General features: G+C 37.8%; 19 protein-coding genes. 10 read left to right on the top strand and 9 right to left on the bottom strand.

Annotated elements, in window-relative coordinates; all coding sequences use genetic code 11:
- Nucleotides 1-336: 336 nt before the first annotated feature.
- Both dapA and G466_RS0120650 read right to left on the bottom strand, forming a co-directional pair.
- A complete protein-coding gene (gene dapA / locus G466_RS0120655; RefSeq protein ID WP_026815320.1) occupies nucleotides 337-1,227 on the bottom strand; it encodes a 4-hydroxy-tetrahydrodipicolinate synthase in 891 nt (296 codons plus the stop codon).
- 2 nt (nucleotides 1,228-1,229) lie between these two features.
- On the bottom strand, nucleotides 1,230-1,763 hold the full coding sequence (locus tag G466_RS0120650; RefSeq protein ID WP_026815319.1) for a DUF6913 domain-containing protein: 534 nt from the start codon (nucleotides 1,761-1,763) through the stop codon (nucleotides 1,230-1,232).
- Between the two features lie 110 nt (nucleotides 1,764-1,873).
- Between G466_RS0120650 and G466_RS0120645 the strand changes: the two genes are divergently transcribed.
- The 5 genes from G466_RS0120645 (at nucleotide 1,874) to G466_RS0120625 (ending at nucleotide 8,067) form a co-directional block, all read left to right on the top strand.
- Nucleotides 1,874-2,599: a 5'-nucleotidase C-terminal domain-containing protein gene (locus tag G466_RS0120645; protein WP_229797220.1), complete on the top strand. Its 726-nt coding sequence runs from the start codon at nucleotides 1,874-1,876 to the stop codon at nucleotides 2,597-2,599.
- Between the two features lie 2 nt (nucleotides 2,600-2,601).
- Nucleotides 2,602-3,513, top strand: coding sequence for a bifunctional metallophosphatase/5'-nucleotidase (locus G466_RS0120640; protein WP_026815317.1), 912 nt, complete (start codon nucleotides 2,602-2,604; stop codon nucleotides 3,511-3,513).
- A gap of 196 nt (nucleotides 3,514-3,709) precedes the next feature.
- Nucleotides 3,710-4,543, top strand: a complete 834-nt coding sequence (gene fdhD, locus G466_RS0120635; protein ID WP_026815316.1) for a formate dehydrogenase accessory sulfurtransferase FdhD — start codon at nucleotides 3,710-3,712, stop codon at nucleotides 4,541-4,543.
- 219 nt (nucleotides 4,544-4,762) lie between these two features.
- The gene (locus G466_RS0120630) at nucleotides 4,763-7,087 is read left to right on the top strand and encodes an FdhF/YdeP family oxidoreductase (protein WP_026815315.1); all 2,325 of its coding nucleotides are present in this window, start codon (nucleotides 4,763-4,765) and stop codon (nucleotides 7,085-7,087) included.
- Nucleotides 7,088-7,290: 203 nt separating this feature from the next.
- Complete coding sequence (locus G466_RS0120625) at nucleotides 7,291-8,067, top strand: NIPSNAP family protein (RefSeq protein WP_026815314.1); 777 nt, start codon at nucleotides 7,291-7,293, stop codon at nucleotides 8,065-8,067.
- Nucleotides 8,068-8,223: 156 nt separating this feature from the next.
- On the opposite strand, the gene G466_RS0120620 is transcribed toward G466_RS0120625, so the two are convergent.
- From G466_RS0120620 to G466_RS0120595, 6 genes are all read right to left on the bottom strand, one after another.
- Nucleotides 8,224-8,526, bottom strand: a complete 303-nt coding sequence (locus tag G466_RS0120620) for a hypothetical protein (protein WP_026815313.1) — start codon at nucleotides 8,524-8,526, stop codon at nucleotides 8,224-8,226.
- A gap of 26 nt (nucleotides 8,527-8,552) precedes the next feature.
- Complete coding sequence (locus G466_RS0120615; RefSeq protein ID WP_026815312.1) at nucleotides 8,553-9,386, bottom strand: fumarylacetoacetate hydrolase family protein; 834 nt, start codon at nucleotides 9,384-9,386, stop codon at nucleotides 8,553-8,555.
- A 10-nt stretch (nucleotides 9,387-9,396) separates the two neighbouring features.
- A complete protein-coding gene (ligA, locus tag G466_RS0120610) occupies nucleotides 9,397-11,394 on the bottom strand; it encodes an NAD-dependent DNA ligase LigA (protein ID WP_026815311.1) in 1,998 nt (665 codons plus the stop codon).
- Entirely contained in the window at nucleotides 11,395-11,976 is a 582-nt protein-coding gene (locus G466_RS0120605) for an LOG family protein (protein WP_026815310.1), read from the bottom strand.
- 93 nt (nucleotides 11,977-12,069) lie between these two features.
- Nucleotides 12,070-12,924 carry a peptide chain release factor N(5)-glutamine methyltransferase gene (prmC, locus tag G466_RS0120600; protein ID WP_026815309.1) on the bottom strand — a complete coding sequence of 285 codons (855 nt, stop codon included), beginning with the start codon at nucleotides 12,922-12,924 and terminating at the stop codon, nucleotides 12,070-12,072.
- A gap of 43 nt (nucleotides 12,925-12,967) precedes the next feature.
- Nucleotides 12,968-13,447, bottom strand: coding sequence for a GNAT family N-acetyltransferase (locus G466_RS0120595; protein ID WP_034236340.1), 480 nt, complete (start codon nucleotides 13,445-13,447; stop codon nucleotides 12,968-12,970).
- Nucleotides 13,448-13,513: 66 nt separating this feature from the next.
- Here G466_RS0120595 and ribD point away from each other — a divergent pair, with 66 nt between their 5' ends.
- From ribD to G466_RS0120575, 4 genes are read left to right on the top strand one after another with little or no spacing between them, the layout of a single operon-like run.
- Nucleotides 13,514-14,563, top strand: coding sequence for a bifunctional diaminohydroxyphosphoribosylaminopyrimidine deaminase/5-amino-6-(5-phosphoribosylamino)uracil reductase RibD (gene ribD / locus G466_RS0120590; protein ID WP_026815307.1), 1,050 nt, complete (start codon nucleotides 13,514-13,516; stop codon nucleotides 14,561-14,563).
- Nucleotides 14,556-15,164 (top strand): HAD family hydrolase, encoded by a 609-nt coding sequence (locus tag G466_RS0120585; RefSeq protein WP_026815306.1) that lies wholly within the window; start codon nucleotides 14,556-14,558, stop codon nucleotides 15,162-15,164. The genes ribD and G466_RS0120585 overlap by 8 nt, the downstream gene beginning before the upstream one ends.
- Nucleotides 15,158-16,021: a DMT family transporter gene (locus G466_RS0120580; RefSeq protein ID WP_026815305.1), complete on the top strand. Its 864-nt coding sequence runs from the start codon at nucleotides 15,158-15,160 to the stop codon at nucleotides 16,019-16,021. Before G466_RS0120585 ends, G466_RS0120580 begins: the two co-directional genes overlap by 7 nt.
- Before the next feature lie 8 nt (nucleotides 16,022-16,029).
- On the top strand, nucleotides 16,030-16,641 hold the full coding sequence (locus G466_RS0120575) for an IMPACT family protein (protein WP_034236333.1): 612 nt from the start codon (nucleotides 16,030-16,032) through the stop codon (nucleotides 16,639-16,641).
- Here G466_RS0120575 and G466_RS0120570 read toward each other — a convergent pair.
- Complete coding sequence (locus G466_RS0120570) at nucleotides 16,630-17,028, bottom strand: acyl-CoA thioesterase (protein WP_026815303.1); 399 nt, start codon at nucleotides 17,026-17,028, stop codon at nucleotides 16,630-16,632. The genes G466_RS0120575 and G466_RS0120570 overlap by 12 nt on opposite strands.
- Before the next feature lie 198 nt (nucleotides 17,029-17,226).
- Between G466_RS0120570 and dnaA the strand changes: the two genes are divergently transcribed.
- Complete coding sequence (dnaA, locus tag G466_RS0120565) at nucleotides 17,227-18,651, top strand: chromosomal replication initiator protein DnaA (RefSeq protein WP_026815302.1); 1,425 nt, start codon at nucleotides 17,227-17,229, stop codon at nucleotides 18,649-18,651.
- The last annotated feature ends 12 nt before the right edge of the window (nucleotides 18,652-18,663 follow it).

Genomic DNA, 18,663 nt, shown 5'->3' with positions numbered 1-18,663 from the left:
AGTTTTAACTTTGTTGAGGTAAGTCGCTCTTAAAAATCAATAAATATGTAGGTGTTATTCCTTTTAAAAAGCCTTTAACTACGGCTATCCATCCGTATAGGCTCCTTAAAAGGTATACTTCAAATCTTTATATTAAGAGTATGAACAAGAAATTTTTACACTATCTATAACAACGCAAAATTTTAGAACCCTCTTTCTTTCATTACCATACTATAATTAACCTCACTTTACTAAATGACATTTGTCCCATAGCGTAGAAATAAACGAAAACCGGTGTTGTATATAGATTGTTAAGTCCAACACAGACACCGGATTATTTTTTAACTTTTATAAGATTTAAGCAACGATCTTAAGTACCGAACTTAAAAAACGACTGATACTTTTTTTAAGACTTGCCGTTGCTTCCACTAAAGGGAGTCGGACTACAGCTGTTCCAATCCCCATGTGTTCTAGCATAGCTTTGATTCCCGCAGGATTTCCTTCCTTAAAAATCAAGTCCATCCCCTCCATTAGGGCGTAATGCAAGTTAAAAGCCTCTTTTACTTTATTTTCCAATCCGTAACGAATCATTCGTGAAAATTCTGTAGGCAACCCTTGACCCAATACAGATATTACTCCATCTCCACCTGCAAGTACAGTTGGTAGCGCGGTAAAATCATCACCAGAAATTATCATAAAATCAGACGGCTTGTCCTTTATAAGACGCATAACCTGCACCATATCCCCGCTTGCCTCCTTAATACCTATAATATTATTAAAATCACTTGCCAGCCTAAGTACGGTTTCCGGCAACATATTACTTCCGGTCCTCCCAGGAACGTTATATAACAAGATCGGCTTTGGCGAAGCTAATGAAATGGCCTTAAAATGCTGATAAATCCCTTCTTGGGTGGGTCTGCTATAATATGGAGATACGGATAAGATGGCCACAAACTCCTTAAGATCTACCTCTTGTAGTTCTTCAACCACAGCAGCCGTATTATTGCTACCAATACCCAAAACCAAAGGTAATCTACCTTCATTGGCTGCTACTACTGTGTTAATCACTAATTGCTTTTCTTTTTTTGAAAGCACAGCAGTTTCTCCAGTAGTTCCTAAAACCACAAGATAATCTACCCCTCCATCTATACAATAATGCACTACCTTAGATAGCGCTTGCGTATCTATTGAAAAATCTTCATTAAAAGGAGTAATCAAAGCAACACCTGTACCCGCTAATTGTTCCATTATTAAATTTCATTTAATACCCGTAAATATTTTTTCAATTCCATTTTAAAGGTCTTAAAATCATCTATGGGTGTATTCAAAATTAAATCATTAAAATTTTTATCCACTTCCCCAAAGCCAACCTTTAACCTCGCTTTGGTCTTTATACTCATTAATTGCAACAATAATTTGTCCTCGCTGTAATAATTGACTAACAAATCATATTCTCTCCCTAAGAATTCCAAGGCATAACTATTTTCAATATTAGCCTCCCATCCTAGGTCTTTATCGGAAAATACTGGCGTGCTATAGGGCGAATTTTTATCGTAAAATTCTTTGTAGCCTATTACCTTTACCGAATTGGGTCGCAATGAGAATTCCTCTACAAACTCATAAAAGGAATCAGTATCATTAAACTTATCTAAATCCACAATACATCCTATAGAACCTATTCCAACACCCCCATTTTGGGTATCTGAAGGTGAGCCTAATTCCTGTCGCAAATACTTTCGTGCGGCCCTAACCTTTAATTTATTCTTTATCTTTTTTAAAAACATGTATTTTTACATTAACTAGAATGTAAAAGTAATTATATCATTGCAAATTAAGTTACGAAGGTAAGAACTATATGATTTTAAAAAATAAACATTTTGTTATATTCCTAACAATGTGTGCGATTCACGCCTGCAAACCGCCGCAGCCTGAACTGATAACAATTAACGGAAAACAGCTAGAAATCAATCAGAGCATAAAAACAAAGGACAGCATTGAACAGTTTGTAGCCCCATACCGGATTAGAATAGATCACATCCTAGATAGCGTAATTGCCTATACGCCTAAAGCTATAAGCAAAACAGAAGGCAAGTATAATACGACCGCAGGAAATTTGATGGCTGATATTGTAATGCAGGAGGTAAATCCTATATTCAAAGCTAGAACCGGCAATAACATTGATTTTGTTCTTCTAAATTTTGGTGGAATACGCTCGGTAATTTCTAAGGGAAATATTACCGCTAGAACTGCTTTTGAAGTAATGCCCTTCGAAAATTCGGTTTTTATCGCAGAATTGGACGGAAAGACTGTAGGCGAGTTAGTCGAATTTCTCATTAAATCCAGTGTACCCCACCCTATTTCTGGGATTCAGATTATTATCGATCAAAATAAAGCCTTGAAGGAAGTAAACATTCAGGGAAAGCCTTTTGATAAGAACAGGACCTATTTTATAGCTACTTCAGATTATTTGGTTACTGGGGGCGATAGGATGGATTTCTTTAAAAACCACGTGTCTCTTATGGATTCGGACTATCTTATTCGGAATACAATGATCGATTATTTTAAGAAAGTGGATACCATACTCACCACTATAGATGACCGTTTTATACAAATAGATTAAGAATGGACAGAAGAAAATTTATTTCCAGCACTGCAGCTACCTCCGCATTCATTGGAATGGGTGGGTTGACCATGAATTCTTGTATACAAGATGCTAAAAAACATATCACTATACTGCATACCAACGATGTCCATAGCCACATAGACCCCTTCCCCACTACTCATTCTAGTTTCCCCAATTTAGGGGGAGTTGCTAGAAGGGCAACTTTAGTTGAAGAGATACGAAAAGAAAATCCGAATACCTTATTGTTCGATGCAGGAGATATTTTTCAAGGGACCCCTTATTTTAATTTTTACGGCGGTGAATTGGAATTTAAATTAATGAGCATGTTACAGTATGATGCCGCAACCATTGGAAACCACGATTTTGACAACGGACTGGAGGGATTAGCCGCTCAATTACCTTATGCAAAATTCGAATTCTTATCTGCCAATTATGATTTTTCCAAAACAATTTTAGACGGACATGTTAAACCGTATAAGATATTTGTTCGTGATGGAATAAAAATTGGAGTTTTTGGACTAGGAATTGCCTTGGACGGTTTAGTTCCAAAAAAACTCTATAAGGAAACAATTTACTTGAATCCTATAGACATGGCGCAAGAAATGAGCAGTACCTTAAAGAATGAGGAGCATTGTGACCTTGTTATTTGCCTCTCACATTTAGGTCACCAATACGCTAACTCGCAAAGAGTGGACGATATGAAAATAGCTGCTGCCACTGAGCATATTGATCTTATTATTGGGGGGCATACCCATACCTTTTTAGATAAGCCTACGGTAATTAAAAACAGAAAAGACCTCCCGGTATTGATAAATCAGGTAGGCTGTTTTGGCATTAACGTAGGTAGATTGGATTTTTATTTTGAAAATGGGAAACAAACAATATCTGAAGGTGTTTCCATAACTGTTTAGTTGTATTAACATTGCTATTTAAACTTTACAGCATTAATAGCGCTATAATCATCAATCCTTAAAAGAGTAAGGCAAATTTCCTGCTTGGCCTTTAGATGAATTTAAAAGTAAATAAGTCCATCCTATGCTAGTTAAATAATGTAAAATAACACCTCTTTTAATTGCGCATGCCCGTCCCTCACCAAATAGCCTCATTATGAAAGCAGACACCGAAAAATCGACCATTCCCAAGCAAATCATCAAAATTAAATTTGATGGAAAAGAAGAGGTATTGGACATCATAGCGGTGGAAGAGCCCTTAGAAATCAGCATCAGTGTAGCCCTCGCCAAGCCGCCAATTATTAATAAAAATATATCCATTACCATGCGTACCCCGGGTAATGATACCGATTTAGCGGTAGGATTTTTATTTACAGAAGGAATACTTGCCACTGCAGATCAGATAGACAACATATCTATAAAAGAAAATACGGTACACATTAACCTCAACAATTCGGAGAACATTGACCTCAGTAAATTAGATCGGCACTTTTATACCAGCAGTAGTTGTGGTGTTTGTGGCAAGGCCAGTTTGGAGGCCCTAAAAACGGTTTCTCTCCTACCTCCTTCGGATGCCAGTTTTCAGATTGATAAAGATCTTTTAAAAACGTTTCCTGACATTTTAAATCAACAACAAACTATCTTTAATAATACAGGGGGCATCCATGCAGCTGCCTTGTTTGATCTTTCTGGGAATCTACTTGACCTAAGGGAAGACGTAGGAAGACACAATGCCTTGGATAAACTTATTGGAAACTGCCTTCTAAACCGCCATTTCCCCTTAGACAACCATATTTTATTTCTAAGCGGACGGGCCAGTTTTGAATTGATACAGAAAGCAGTAATGGCCAGAATCCATTTTATCACTGCTGTAGGAGCACCATCTAGTCTAGCCGTAGAGATGGCAATAGAACACGATGTAACCCTAGTTGGTTTTCTAAGCGAAAGTCGCTACAATATTTATAATGGCGCCAAACGCATTAAAATATAAACCGTTACGTTTTGAAAGCGATTTTCTAAAACTTAACTTTAGGAGTTAAGTGTAGATGATCACTTAATTATTCCGAACCTTAGGGCCATGACTCCAACTAACCTTTGATGATGGAGAATATATGTAACTACTGTTAGAAAGGGACTTTGTATGTTTGGATAAACGCGTAGAAGATGAAACCGACAATTACCTTAAACTGGCAGCAATGAAATAACCGAGATGACAAAAAAGGCAAAAGATATATCACCCAATCCCCAACCACCCGAAAAATTAACGGGTATTAGAACTGGTATGCCCAAAAAAGTAGCTGCAGGAATTCCCGCGGTAATTTCCTCTGCCAAACACGTTTTTGGAGAAATGGGAATAGCTAGGGGCTTAAAAGCTTTAGCCAACCTCAACCAAAAAACAGGATTCGATTGCCCAGGTTGTGCATGGCCAGATCCGGACGACGACAGGAGTTCTTTTGCAGAATACTGCGAGAATGGCGCCAAGGCCATTGCGGAAGAAGCAACCTCTAAAAAATTGGATGCTAGTTTTTTTAAGAATAATAGCGTCTCTCACCTAGCCTCTCTTTCTGATTATGAGATTGGTAAAAAAGGACGATTGGCGCAACCTATGTTCTTACCAAAAGGAGCAGATCACTATGAAGAAATTAGTTGGGAAGAAGCATTTAGGAAAATTGCTAGTCATTTGAATAAACTGAATCACCCAGATGAGGCCATTTTCTACACCTCTGGAAGAACTAGCAATGAAGCGGCTTTTCTCTATCAACTTTTTGTAAGAGAATACGGCACCAACAATATGCCCGATTGTAGTAATATGTGCCATGAAAGTAGCGGGGTGGCCCTTACCGATTCTCTGGGGATTGGCAAAGGTTCCGTAAAACTGGAAGATTTTTACAAAACGGATCTTATTTTAATATTAGGACAGAACCCTGGCACCAATCACCCAAGGATGCTAAGTGCCCTGCAAAAAGCAAAAGAGAATGGGGCAACTATCATTTCCATAAATCCATTATTAGAAACAGGATTATTAAATTTTAGTAATCCTCAACAAGTAAAGGGAGCCTTAGGTATCAGTACTTCTTTGACCGACAAATATTTACAGGTTAAAATAAACGGTGATATGGCCTTGTTGCAAGCATTGACAAATTTATTGCTAGATAAGGAAGAAAAGACACCAGGCGCGGTATTGGACCATGCATTTATCCAAGAAAAAACAGAAGGGATAGATAATTACCTGACCCACATTAGATCCTTAGACATTGATAAATTAATAGAACAGTGCGGAATACCGCTTAAAGAACTAATAGAAGTCGCAGATATGATAGCAGCCAAGCGAAATATGATTGCCTGTTGGGCCATGGGCCTTACTCAGCATAAAAATTCCGTAAATACCATTAAGGAGATTGTAAATTTACTACTTCTAAAAGGCAGTATTGGCAAACCAGGAACAGGTACCTGCCCTGTTCGCGGACATAGTAATGTTCAGGGAGATAGGACTATGGGTATTTATGAAAAACCACCAAAATCCCTTTTAGATAATATAGAAAAGGAATTTGGTTTTAGTCCACCTCGAAAAAATGGATACGATACCGTTGAGAGCATTAAAGCAATGCATCAAGGAAAAGCAAAGATATTCTTAGCTATGGGCGGTAATTTCCTATCTGCTACCCCAGATACGCTGTACACGGCACAAGCCCTGCAAAATTGTGATCTTACGGTACACGTATCCACGAAATTAAATCGCAGCCACCTTATTCATGGGAAAGAGGCTATTATTCTACCCTGTTTAGGCAGAACTGACAAAGACATACAAAATGGTGAACTGCAATTTGTTAGTGTAGAAAACTCCATGGGAATTGTCCATAGCTCCAAAGGAAGTTTAACCCCTGTATCTACCCACCTGCTAAGTGAGCCCGCTATAGTTTGTGGCTTAGCAAAAGCTACACTTCCCAACAGTAGGGTGGATTGGGATAAGTATATTGAGCATTACGACCATATTCGAGATAGTATTGAAGCATGTATTGGTGGTTTTGATAATTATAACCAACAGGTAAGACAACCCTCAGGGTTTTATCTGCCCAATTGCAATAGAGAGAATACTTATAATACCCACACTGGCAAGGCTAATTTCAGTATTTCCCAAAGTGAATACATACCCCTAAATGAAAAAGAACTCTTAATGATGACCATTAGAAGTCATGATCAGTTTAATACCACCATTTATGGATTAAACGATCGCTACCGTGGCATCTATAATGAACGAAGGGTTATCTTGATGAACGGCAAGGATATTGAAAAGCAAAAGCTAAAAAACAAGCAACTGGTAGACCTGTACAACTATCATAACGGTATGGAAAGGGTTGCCAAGAAATTCATTGTATTGGAATATAATATCCCTCAGAAATGTTGCGCCACTTATTTTCCAGAAGCAAATGTATTGGTACCTGTAGGCAGTACCGCGGATTATAGTAACACACCCACCTCAAAATCCGTTGTTATAGAGTTAAAAGTGCATAAATCTTATGAAAGTGAATTCTAAATGATTTTAGTCAAGTTTACAAGTCGAGCCTAAGAGGCATCAAAGGGTAACTGCCTAAAACCTTTAAAGTTACACCATTGAAGCCTTTAAATCTCAATTATTGAGTAACATTGTTAAAAAATAGGCAACTGAAAAATTAATAGTTGCCATCAAAATCATATCTTGCTTGCCATTAAAAAAATCATCTAATTAATTCTAGCCAAATGTATAAAACAACATACCTTCCATTATTTTTACTCCTATTTTCTATAACTACTATGGTGCAAGGCCAACAAAGGGAATATTACCAACTTAAAACCTACCTTTTAGCTACCGAGGAGCAGGAAAATAGAACAGATACATATCTGAGCGAAGCTTTATTGCCAGCGCTTAAAAAAATGAAAATAAAGAACGTGGGGGTTTTTAAACCTAGAACGATCGATTCTTTAAATCCTAGGAGCATTAAAATTTTAATTCCTTTAAAAACTTTAACACAACTAGAGACTCTAGAATCTGATTTACTTAAGGATAAAGTCTATATGGCCACTGCCAAAGATTTTTTGGATGCATCCTATAAAAATCCGCCCTACAGTAGGGCAGAATCAATTATTTTAAAAGCTTTTATAGATATGCCCAAAATGAAGCCTTCCCCATTAACTGGGCCTCGTAAAGATCGTGTATACGAGTTAAGAAGCTATGAGTCTGCCACCGAGGCCAAATACATCAATAAAGTGGCTATGTTCAACCAAGGTGGAGAAGTAACGCTCTTTGACGACCTAGGGTTTAATGCTGTTTTCTATGGGGAGGTATTATCCGGGGCCAACATGCCCAACCTAATGTATATGACCACATTTGAAAATAAGGCTAGCAGAGATGCACACTGGAAGTCATTTGCTGATTCCCCCGTATGGAATAAATTAAAGGCCGATCCAGTTTATCAGAACAACGTTTCTAAGAATGATACCCGCTTCTATTACCCAACCGAGTACTCTGATTACTAAAAAACTTGTTGCATTTCTTTACTATGGAAATGGAGGAGACAAAATATCCTCCGGTTTAAAAGTGTAAATAATAAATAGGCCATGAAGCATATTTATGGCCTATTTATTTTATGTTGTATGGAGTGTACTTTTAGCCTCAAATCACTATTATTACCGCTATTGATCTAAAAAATATTCTATCAATTCCCGTTGTTCGTCCTCTAAGCTTATGCTAGGGAATCTTCTCCCTGCCATTCTATACCAATAACCCGAATTAAATTTATCACCTTCTTTTCTATGTAAATAAGCATGGATCCAGCTACCATTGTTATCATGCAGATCTTGTGCTATATTATGGGATGCCTCCCAATCCCCTTTAACATCAAACCACATTGCTCGCAAGGCTTCAGACCAAGTAGACGGTGGCGCTTCTTGCAATAGGGTTTCTTCAAATTCACTGTAGTTATTTGGAATAGCCATTATTAAAAATACTTTAAATGAACAATTTATGCTACTACATTGGATAGTGTTCCAATGGGATCTATTGTGATGTTGATAACATCGCTATGATCTAATGTAAAAGAATTGGGTGGTACTACTCCGGTTCCAGTCATCAACAGACTACCATAAGGAAAGGACATTTCGCGATACAGATAAAGAACAAGATCGGTGAGTTTTCTTTTCATCTGCCCCACTTGGGTTTCCCCTTCAAAAACTACATCTCCCTTGCGAACAATTTGAATTTTAATCTTGGTATCCATAGAAATAGATTCTTCGGTAAGCCATATACATGGCCCTACCGCCGTGGCACCATCATAACTTTTTGCTTGTGGCAGATAAAGCGGATTCTCCCCTTCAATATCCCTAGAACTCATATCATTACCAATAGTGTAGCCAATTATCTTGGCATTAGGGGTAATTACTATAGTAAGCTCTGGTTCTGGAACGTTCCAATTGGAGTCTTTTCTTATCCGCACTTTACCCCCGTGACCTACAGCACGATAAGGAGCACTCTTAAAAAACAGTTCTGGTCTTTCTGCATGGTAGACACGGTCATAAAAATCGCCACCCCCCGCATCTTTGGACTCTTCCATACGAGCTTCCCTACTACTTAAATAGGTTACCCCAGAAGCCCATATCTCCTGTTTTCCTACCGGAGGTAGTGCCTTGTTTATTAAATGAGAAAAACCTGTTGTCAACGGCCTCATCTGATTGATGCGCATAAGGGTATCCTTATAAATAGCATCATTACAAATGAATTTATCCCAGTCTTCTTTCAAAAGGTAGTTCTGCCCCTCCATATGGACCAAGATGCCATCAACTGTTTTAAAAATCCTCATAGGCGTAATATTATTGCAACATTTCCATAAAATCGCTTTCAGAAATAATTGGAACTCCTACACTTTCTGCCTTAGTTCTTTTACTGGGTCCCATTCTATCTCCTGCAACAAGATAAGAAGTTTTCGAAGAAATACTAGAACCTACCTTTCCCCCATTATCCTCAATCAATTTCTTTAGCTCATCCCTACTCACATTTTCAAAAACACCTGATACTACAAAGGTCTGTCCGTTAAAAAGATCCGTCTGATTGAGTAACTTTTCTGCAGAAATCTCAAGTTGTACCCCTTCTTGCCTCAATCTGGAAATAACCTCCAAATTGATTCCGTTTTGGAAAAAGCCTACTACACTTTCTGCTATACGTTGACCTATTTCGTCTACCTGCATTAGTTCCTCCGCTGTTGCATTTTGCAATGCATCTATATTTTTATAGGCTTTTGCCAGTTTCTTGGCCACAGTTTCTCCTACAAATCGTATTCCCAATGCAAATAGCACCCTTTCAAAAGGGATTTGAACCGATTCTGCAACTCCTTTAATCAAGTTTTCCGCCGATTTTTCGGCCATTCGCTCCAAGGGAAGTAATTGTTCTTTGGTAAGGTTATACAAATCGGCATAATTGTGAATTAAACCCTCCCTAAAGAGCAATTCTACTGTTTCTGCCCCCAAACCTTCAATATCCATTGCCTTTCTCGAAATAAAATGCTGAATGCGACCTGTAATTTGAGGAGGACAACCATATTCATTGGGGCAATAATGCTTAGCATCCCCTTCGGTACGTTCCAATTGTGTTCCACATTCTGGACATCTATCAATATAAACCGTTGGTTGGGATGTTATAGGTCTTTTGGTGAAATCGACCCCTATTATTTTCGGAATAATTTCTCCACCTTTTTCTACAAAAACGGTATCTCCTACTCTTATATCAAATTTCTCAATTTGATCTGCATTGTGCAAAGAAGCGCGTTTTACCGTAGTCCCCGCTAATAAAACAGGCTCTAAATTGGCAACTGGTGTAATAGCACCTGTTCGCCCAACCTGATAGGTAATTTCATTTAGTATAGTAGAAACCTGTTCTGCCTTAAATTTATAGGCCATTGCCCATCGTGGAGATTTGGAGGTATATCCTAGCTCTTCTTGATATTGAATGCTATTTACCTTTACTACTACTCCATCTGTTTCGTAGGGAAGTTGATGTCTATGTACATCCCAATACTCCACAAATTGTAGTACTTCATCTGTAGTTTTGCAAAGTTTGGCCACTGTAGGAACCTTAAACCCCCAGCTTCTAGCCTTTTCCAACATTTGGAATTGCGATTCCAATCCAAGGTCAGCACCCACAATACTATACAACAGGCAATCCAATGGACGTTCTGCTACCAATGCGCTATCCTGTAATTTTAAACTTCCGGCAGCAGTATTTCTAGGATTCATATAAGGCTCCTCCCCATTCTCTATCCGCTCCTTATTCATTTGGGCAAATCCTTCAAAAGGCAAAACTATTTCTCCACGAATATCGAATTTCTTTGGATAGTCTCCCTGTAACTGTAAGGGTACCGATCTTATGGTTTTAACATTATTGGTAACATCATCCCCTTGAAATCCGTCTCCCCTAGTTAAAGCTCTAACCAATTTCCCATCTTCATAGGTTAAACTGATAGACGCACCATCATATTTAAGTTCACAAGTGAATTCCACCGCAACATCCCCCAATATTTTCTGAATACGTTTTTCCCAATCTTCCAGATCTTCTTTAGAATAGGAATTGTCCAATGAATACATGCGCTGTTCATGGACCAAGGTTTCAAAATTCTTGGTAATTGCACCCCCTACCCTTAGGGTTGGAGAATTGGAATCATAATATTCCGGATATTTATTTTCCAGAGCCTGAAGCTCTTTCAATTTCATATCAAAATCATAGTCGGATATAGTGGCATTATCCAACACATAATAGTTATAATTATGCTGATGTAATTCTTCTCGCAGTTTTTCTATTCGCTCTTTAATCTCCATTTATAACTGTTCCTTTTTTATCCATTTTGGTAATGGTTGTGGCTGATAGTTTTTCATTTTGGAAAGAAGTCCTCCTATGGAATCATCTACTATTAACATATCGTAATTTTCTTGTTTCAAAAACCCCTTATTTACCATGGTGCGCATAAATGCCAACAGTTCATCGTAAAACCCGTTGATGTTCAATATGCCAATAGGTTTTTGATGAAGCCCCAGTTGCGCCCAAGTAACCATTTCAAACAATTCTTCTAGGGTCCCAAAACCTCCGGGAAGCGCTATAATAGCGTCGGACAGGTCATGCATTTTCAATTTTCGCTCGTGCATGTTCTTAGTAATTATGAGCTGGGTAAGCTGAGTATGGAAAACCTCTTTAAGTTTCAAAAAATCGGGAATCACGCCAATAACCTCGCCATTATTATTTAATACTCCGGCAGCCAACTTCCCCATGATTCCTATTTTGGCACCACCGTAAATCAGTTTAATATTATCCTTAGCAAATGCTTCCCCCAATTGGGAGGCCATTTGTATAATTTTTGGGTCGTTCCCCACGTTACTGCCGCAAAATACTACAACACTTTTCATATTATTAAATTAACCCAAGGTGGACTTAAACATATTTTATTGGTCCTACAAGTAACTAAAATGACTTTTACAACGAGATCTATATTGCCCGATCTACTGAGACCATACCCCTTTTAACATTCTGTGGTTCCCATACATATCTTCCTTAAGCTCAATTTCCGAAAAACCTTCCGATTCCATAAGTTTTTTAGTCTCTTTCCCTAGGTATTGATTGATCTCGAAAAAAAGCATCCCATCAGGGTTTAGATGATGACGGGCAAACCTAACAATACTTTTATAAAACAACAATGGATCCTCATCTGGAACAAAGAGGGCCCCATCTGGTTCATAATCCAAAACATTTTTATACATTTCACTTTTTTCCAATTCCCTAACATAGGGAGGATTGGAAACAATTACATCATATTGCACTGCTAGCTCTTCCAGGGAGAGCACATCGAATTCTAGAAAATCGACATTCACTTTATTCTCAATGGCATTCTCTTTAGCCACTGCTATCGCCTTTTTAGAAATATCCAATCCCTGTACTTTGGCATTGGAAAGGTACTTGGACAAGGAGATTGCAATACAGCCGCTCCCCGTCCCAATATCCAATATCGAAATTTCCTTCTCCACAAGACGTAACTCATCCAAAATCCAATAGACCAATTCCTCTGTTTCTGGCCGAGGTATTAATACATTTTCATTTACTATAAAATCTAAATCGCAGAATTGAGTACTTCCCAACACATACTGTATGGGCCGCTGTAACCGCAATTCGCTCAAAGCACGAAACAACTCCCCCTCCTCTTCCTTTGTAATCGTCAAGTTAGGCTCCAACGCCAATACAAAACGTTCCAAACCCAGATAGTTCTCAATGGCCAAATAAAAAAAACTATCCACCTCTTCTTTAGAATAAAGGTGGTCCAGTTCTTTATGATAGATTTTTTTAATTTCCTTTAGATGCATTGTTATTCTTTATTTGCCATTAACTGGGCATTGGTAAAAATTTTTAATCAGTAACTAAAGACCGTATTGATTTTAACATCCAAACAGAACATGAATAATGTCCGGTATCGCCCATAGGTTCCTGTAAATATTTAAAATCCGTTTTAAGGTATAGCTTTTGAGCAGCTTTCATATATGGTAAGGTTTCCAAATAAATATATTCATATCCAAAGTCCAAGGCACAAGTGTGACAGATGTGTATCAATTTAGCTCCTAATCCACGTTCCCGAGCCTCTTCTAGAAAGTACATCTTTTGTAGTTCACAAACATTCCCCTTATAATTTTCCAACTGGGCAATACCGGCACAACCCACAATTCTTTCTTGTTCCTCCACCACAAAGAAAGCAGCTTTAGGCTGTTGGTAATTCTGGAACAACTGGTCTAAGGAAGTATCTGCATAAGCAGTACCCACTTTAGGAACGCCCAATTCAACTAAAACCTTACGGATTAGCATGGCTACCTTCTCATTATCCGTAGATTGCATTTCCCTAATAACTATCCCTATCCCAAGCTTTTCCAAATTTCACCAATATTGTGCTATTTTTGCGGAGTGAAGATACATGAAAAATATATTTCGAGGTGCATACAACTGGCCAAAAATGGACTTGGAACTACCTTTCCCAATCCCATGGTAGGCAGTGTAATTGTTCGTGATGGGAAAATAATTGGGGAGGGTTACACTAGTCCCTACGGTGGTTTACATGCCGAAGTAAATGCAATTAACTCAGTAAAAGACCCATCAGTTTTAAGCAAAGCCACACTTTACGTAACATTAGAGCCTTGCTCCCATTATGGGAAAACCCCACCTTGTGCCGATCTGGTTATTAAACATAGAATTCCACGGGTTGTAATAGGTGTATTGGATCCCCATGAAAAAGTAGCTGGCAAAGGCGTTGAGAAATTAAAAGCTGCGGGCTGCGAGGTAATCGTTGGGATATTAGAAAAGGAATGTAGAGCACATCACAAACGCTTTTTAACCTTCCACACCAAATTTAGACCTTACATCATCTTAAAATGGGCCCAGACCAGCGATGGCTTTATTGCCCCAAAAAAGGCAAAAAGGGCTAATAATCCCGAGCCATTTTGGATCAGCAATCCCCATTCTCAGCAACTGGTTCATCAATGGCGGAGTGAAGAACAGGCCATAATGGTAGGTACGAATACAGTATTGGCAGACAACCCAAAATTAAACATAAGACGCTGGAAAGGAAAAAATCCAGTAAGAGTTATTATTGACCGAAAATTAAGAACACCAACCCATTTCCATGTATTAGACAACAGTATAAAAACCATTGTTATTACTAATCATATACCCAAAGACCCTATTAGTGGGATTGTTTATGAGGAAGTGGATTTTAAGGGTAATTTAGCTGAACAAGTCTGCACCATACTCTATAATCACCAAATATTAAGTGTTATCTTAGAGGGAGGTGCCCAGACAGTGCAAAGCTTTATTGATGCCGATTTATGGGACGAAGCCCGAATTTTTACAGGGCAATCCCAATTTGAAGCTGGATTAAGGCCCCCGCTAATTCAAGGTCGTATTATAGAAAGCATACCAATATTGACCGATACATTAACACTTATAATAAATGATTAAAAATATTATTTTCGATTTTGGCGATATTTTTATCAATCTAGATAAACAGGTAGTTTTTAAAGCATTTCAAGATCAAGGGATTTCAGCGCTTCCAGCAAGATTTTATACTTTAAATGAAGAATTTGAGGTGGGGAAAATTACTCCTAAAGAGTTTACCTCTCAGCTCCAATCTGATTTTAAGGACCTTTCTATCAATGAAATCACTGCCATCTGGAATTCCATGTTATTGGATTTCCCTGAATATAGGTTGAACTTCATTGAAGAATTGGCAGGTAGAGAAAAACATAGACTCTTTCTTTTAAGCAATACCAATGCCTTGCATATTCCACATGTAGCAGAAACTATGGGAATGGATCGCTTTAATAGGTTTAAAAATAGTTTTGAGCAATTTTACCTTTCACATGAAATAAAGCTCAGAAAACCAAATAAGGAAGTGTATCAATTTGTTTTAGATCAAAACGATTTAATCCCTGAGGAAACCTTCTTTGTTGATGACACACTGGAGAATACGGAAGCTGCAGCAAAATTGGGAATAAAGACCTGGAATCTACAAGTAGGAAAGGAGGATATTACTGAACTAAAGACCAAGCTAAAATGCTAGAACTTGGACTAAGTATACTATCCTCCAGCATTATTTTTGTAGTCTTTAAAATGTATTCCAAGACTGGTGTAGAAACTCAATATGCTATTGTGGTCAACTATTTTGTAGCCGCTATGGTAGGTTTCTTTCTATACCAAAAGAAAATAAACTTATCTGAACTTCCAGAAAAGCCTTGGTTTCTAGGCACTATGATTCTTGGGATATTATTTATTCTTGTTTTTAACCTTATGGCAGCAGCTTCACAAAGAAGTGGAATCGCAGTGGCTTCCATTGCTACCAAAATGTCTCTAGTAATACCGGTAATTTTTGGAGTATTGATCTACAACGAAAAGCTGGGACCCCTTAAAATTGCTGGAATTGTATTCGCTTTAGTTGCGGTATATTTTGCCTCTTCCAAAGAAAAGGGTGTCCCCATCACCAAAAATATATACCTATTACCCGCGTTAGTCTTTCTAGGGTCTGGGATAATAGACACCAGTATTAAATTTCTTGAAGAAACAAAAGTTCCAAAAGATGAGTTTACTTTATTTTCTGCTACTGTATTTGCCTCCGCTGCAACAACTGGACTTATTTTGGTAGGGATAAAATCTGTTAAACACCAATTAAAGTTTAATTTAAAAAATATTGTAGGAGGTATTGCTTTAGGGATTCCAAACTATTTTTCTGTTTATTTTATACTCGCCGCCCTGCAGCACAAGGAGCTGAACAGCGCCTCTATTTTTACCATCAATAATGTAGCTATTGTAATGTCTACTACCTTATTAGGAATAATATTATTCAAAGAAAAGGTAAGCAAAAAGAACTGGGCAGGTATAGGACTTGCTGTTATCAGCATCATATTAGTTGTATATTTCTAAATTGTATTATGGATTCAGACACCTACAAAACCATTAGTTCTCCTAGTCCGGAAGTCATGTTTAAGGAACGGAAAAGTAAGTTTTATGGCTATGCTTTCCCTATATTGGACGAGGAGGAAGTAAAACCAATCTTGGAAGAGCTTAGTCGGCAACACCCTACGGCAAACCATCTTTGCTATGCATGGCAATTGGGAATAGAAGACCTTAAATACCGCGCCAATGACGATGGTGAGCCTAATAATTCCGCAGGGATGCCTATTTATGGCCAAATACAATCCTTTGGTGTTACAAATGTATTAATTGTAGTAGCTAGGATCTTTGGGGGTACAAAACTTGGTGTAGGAGGCCTAATCAGCGCATATCGAACCGCGGCACAAATGGCATTGGAAAATACTAAAATCATAAAAAAAACCTTACAACAGCAATTTCAAATATCTTTTGACTACCCAGAAATGGATAAAGTTATGCGAGCTATAAAACAAAATCAGTTGGAAATTGTTTCCCAGGAAATGGGTATGGACTGCATAATTATTATTTCTGTAAGAAGAAAAGATGCCGACCGCACGGAAGAATTATTTTCCAGTATGCATCCTTTAAAAGTGAAACGGTTAAATGTTTAGTCTATCCAAAATATAATCTGGACATTTCATAGGTCTATTTGCTTTGGTATCCATGAATGCCAAAACGGTATTTGCTTCTATCAATAGTTCATTCGCTTCGTTGTGTATTTCATAGTCAAATTCTATTCTTACCAAGGGTCTCTTCTGGATTCTTGTAGTAACTGTCAGAAGGTCATCATATAACGCCGGTTTTTTATATTTTATGCTCAAAGAAATTACTGGCAACATTATTCCGTTTTCTTCCATCGTTTTATAAGAAATGCCTATCGACCTTAACCACTCAACTCGTCCCATCTCCAGGTATTGCGGGTAGTTTCCGTGATACACTACGCCCATTTGATCTGTTTCGCCGTATCTTACTCTAAAAGAAAACTTGTTAAAATCCATGTTTTATCGGTTAAAAACTATATATTTAAAATTAAGTCAATTCACGGGAACAACATGGGGAAAAAAAAGGGAATAATCAACCCCCGTCCTATTTTTTTATTAGGATAATTGTTCACATATTTGCCTAACTAAAAAGTGCGGATTTTTCCTCCGAGATCACATTAAATTTTACACTAACCAAAAAAGAAATTAATAAAAATGAGTGTTACTGCAAATTCTGTATGGATCAATTGTTTGGACTTCATTAAAGACAACATCCAACCGCAGGCATTCAAAACCTGGTTTGAACCTATTAAACCGGTAAAGCTAACGGACAAGGCCTTAAGTATTCAGGTTCCCAGCAAATTCTTCTATGAATGGCTGGAGGAACATTATGTGAAATTACTTAAAGTGGCACTTACCAAAGAACTTGGTGAAACTGCCAAATTGGTCTACATCATTAAAATGGAGAATACGTATGGCAATAAGGAACCTTTTACAGAAAAGATCCCTAGTTCTAACAGATCCAATGTAGAACCTCAAGAGTTAGACGTTGCTATAAAATCCAAAAATCCACAGCTAAAAAACCCCTTTGTTATTCCAGGGATTAGGAATATAAAAATAGAATCTCAACTAAATCCGAATTACAACTTTGACAACTTCTTGGAAGGAGATGCCAATAGGTTGGCAAGATCGGCAGGGATGGCAGTTGCCAACAAACCTGGTGGCACCTCATTTAACCCACTATTGGTCTTTGGAGGTGTAGGATTAGGTAAAACCCATTTGGCACACGCAATTGGTGTGGAGATCAAGGATAAGTACCCAGAGAGAACAGTACTGTATATATCCGCGGAAAAATTTACACAACAATATATAGAATCCGTCAAGAAAAATACTAGGAATGATTTTATTCACTTTTACCAGTTAATAGATGTTCTTATCATTGATGACGTTCAATTTTTATCTGGCAAGTCCGGAACTCAAGATGTTTTCTTCCATATATTCAACCATTTACATCAGAACGGAAAGCAGGTAATATTAACTTCTGACAAGGCACCTGTAGATATGCAGGACATTGAACAACGTTTATTGTCCCGATTTAAATGGGGTCTTTCGGCAGAATTACAGACACCCGATTTTGAAACTAGAATTTCTATTCTTAAAAACAAGTTGTACAGAGATGGTGTGGAAATGCCTGAAGACATTATAAATTATGTTGCCAAGCACATAAAAACAAATATTAGGGAATTGGAAGGAGCAATAATCTCTTTGATTGCCCAATCTTCCTTCAATAAAAAAGAAGTTACATTAGAACTGGCTCAACAGGTTGTAGAGAAGTTTGTAAAAAACACCAAACGAGAAGTTTCCATAGATTACATCCAAAAGGTAGTTTCGGATTACTTTGAAATGGACGTTGCCACCCTACAATCCAAAACCAGAAAACGCCATATAGTACAAGCAAGACAATTGGCCATGTTCTTTGCGAAAAAATTCACCAAAGCATCTTTGGCCAGTATTGGTTCACAGATTGGGAAAAGAGACCACGCTACCGTATTGCACGCTTGTAAAACCGTAGACAACCTTGGTGAGACGGATAAGCAATTTAAAAAATACATAGACGATCTAACCAAGAAACTTACATAAAAATAAATGTTC

Source organism: Arenibacter certesii DSM 19833 (assembly GCF_000429545.1).
Taxonomy (GTDB): Bacteria; Bacteroidota; Bacteroidia; order Flavobacteriales; family Flavobacteriaceae; genus Arenibacter; species Arenibacter certesii.
Note: the sequence above shows the minus strand (reverse complement) of the source record. Positions and strands in the feature narration are given on the sequence as shown.

Bases quoted from the DNA above. Each gene is read 5' to 3' on its own strand.
- G466_RS0120650 (WP_026815319.1), bottom strand. From the start codon at position 1,763: ATGTTTTTAAAAAAGATAAAGAATAAATTAAAGGTTAGGGCCGCACGA.
- prmC (WP_026815309.1), bottom strand. From the start codon at position 12,924: ATGCATCTAAAGGAAATTAAAAAAATCTATCATAAAGAACTGGACCAC.
- ligA (WP_026815311.1), bottom strand. From the start codon at position 11,394: ATGGAGATTAAAGAGCGAATAGAAAAACTGCGAGAAGAATTACATCAG.
- G466_RS0120630 (WP_026815315.1), top strand. From the start codon at position 4,763: ATGACAAAAAAGGCAAAAGATATATCACCCAATCCCCAACCACCCGAA.
- G466_RS0120625 (WP_026815314.1), top strand. From the start codon at position 7,291: ATGTATAAAACAACATACCTTCCATTATTTTTACTCCTATTTTCTATA.
- G466_RS0120580 (WP_026815305.1), top strand. From the start codon at position 15,158: ATGCTAGAACTTGGACTAAGTATACTATCCTCCAGCATTATTTTTGTA.
- G466_RS0120615 (WP_026815312.1), bottom strand. From the start codon at position 9,386: ATGAGGATTTTTAAAACAGTTGATGGCATCTTGGTCCATATGGAGGGG.
- fdhD (WP_026815316.1), top strand. From the start codon at position 3,710: ATGAAAGCAGACACCGAAAAATCGACCATTCCCAAGCAAATCATCAAA.
- G466_RS0120640 (WP_026815317.1), top strand. From the start codon at position 2,602: ATGGACAGAAGAAAATTTATTTCCAGCACTGCAGCTACCTCCGCATTC.
- G466_RS0120575 (WP_034236333.1), top strand. From the start codon at position 16,030: ATGGATTCAGACACCTACAAAACCATTAGTTCTCCTAGTCCGGAAGTC.
- G466_RS0120620 (WP_026815313.1), bottom strand. From the start codon at position 8,526: ATGGCTATTCCAAATAACTACAGTGAATTTGAAGAAACCCTATTGCAA.
- G466_RS0120595 (WP_034236340.1), bottom strand. From the start codon at position 13,447: ATGCAATCTACGGATAATGAGAAGGTAGCCATGCTAATCCGTAAGGTT.
- G466_RS0120605 (WP_026815310.1), bottom strand. From the start codon at position 11,976: ATGAAAAGTGTTGTAGTATTTTGCGGCAGTAACGTGGGGAACGACCCA.
- G466_RS0120570 (WP_026815303.1), bottom strand. From the start codon at position 17,028: ATGGATTTTAACAAGTTTTCTTTTAGAGTAAGATACGGCGAAACAGAT.
- G466_RS0120645 (WP_229797220.1), top strand. From the start codon at position 1,874: ATGTGTGCGATTCACGCCTGCAAACCGCCGCAGCCTGAACTGATAACA.
- dnaA (WP_026815302.1), top strand. From the start codon at position 17,227: ATGAGTGTTACTGCAAATTCTGTATGGATCAATTGTTTGGACTTCATT.
- G466_RS0120585 (WP_026815306.1), top strand. From the start codon at position 14,556: ATGATTAAAAATATTATTTTCGATTTTGGCGATATTTTTATCAATCTA.
- dapA (WP_026815320.1), bottom strand. From the start codon at position 1,227: ATGGAACAATTAGCGGGTACAGGTGTTGCTTTGATTACTCCTTTTAAT.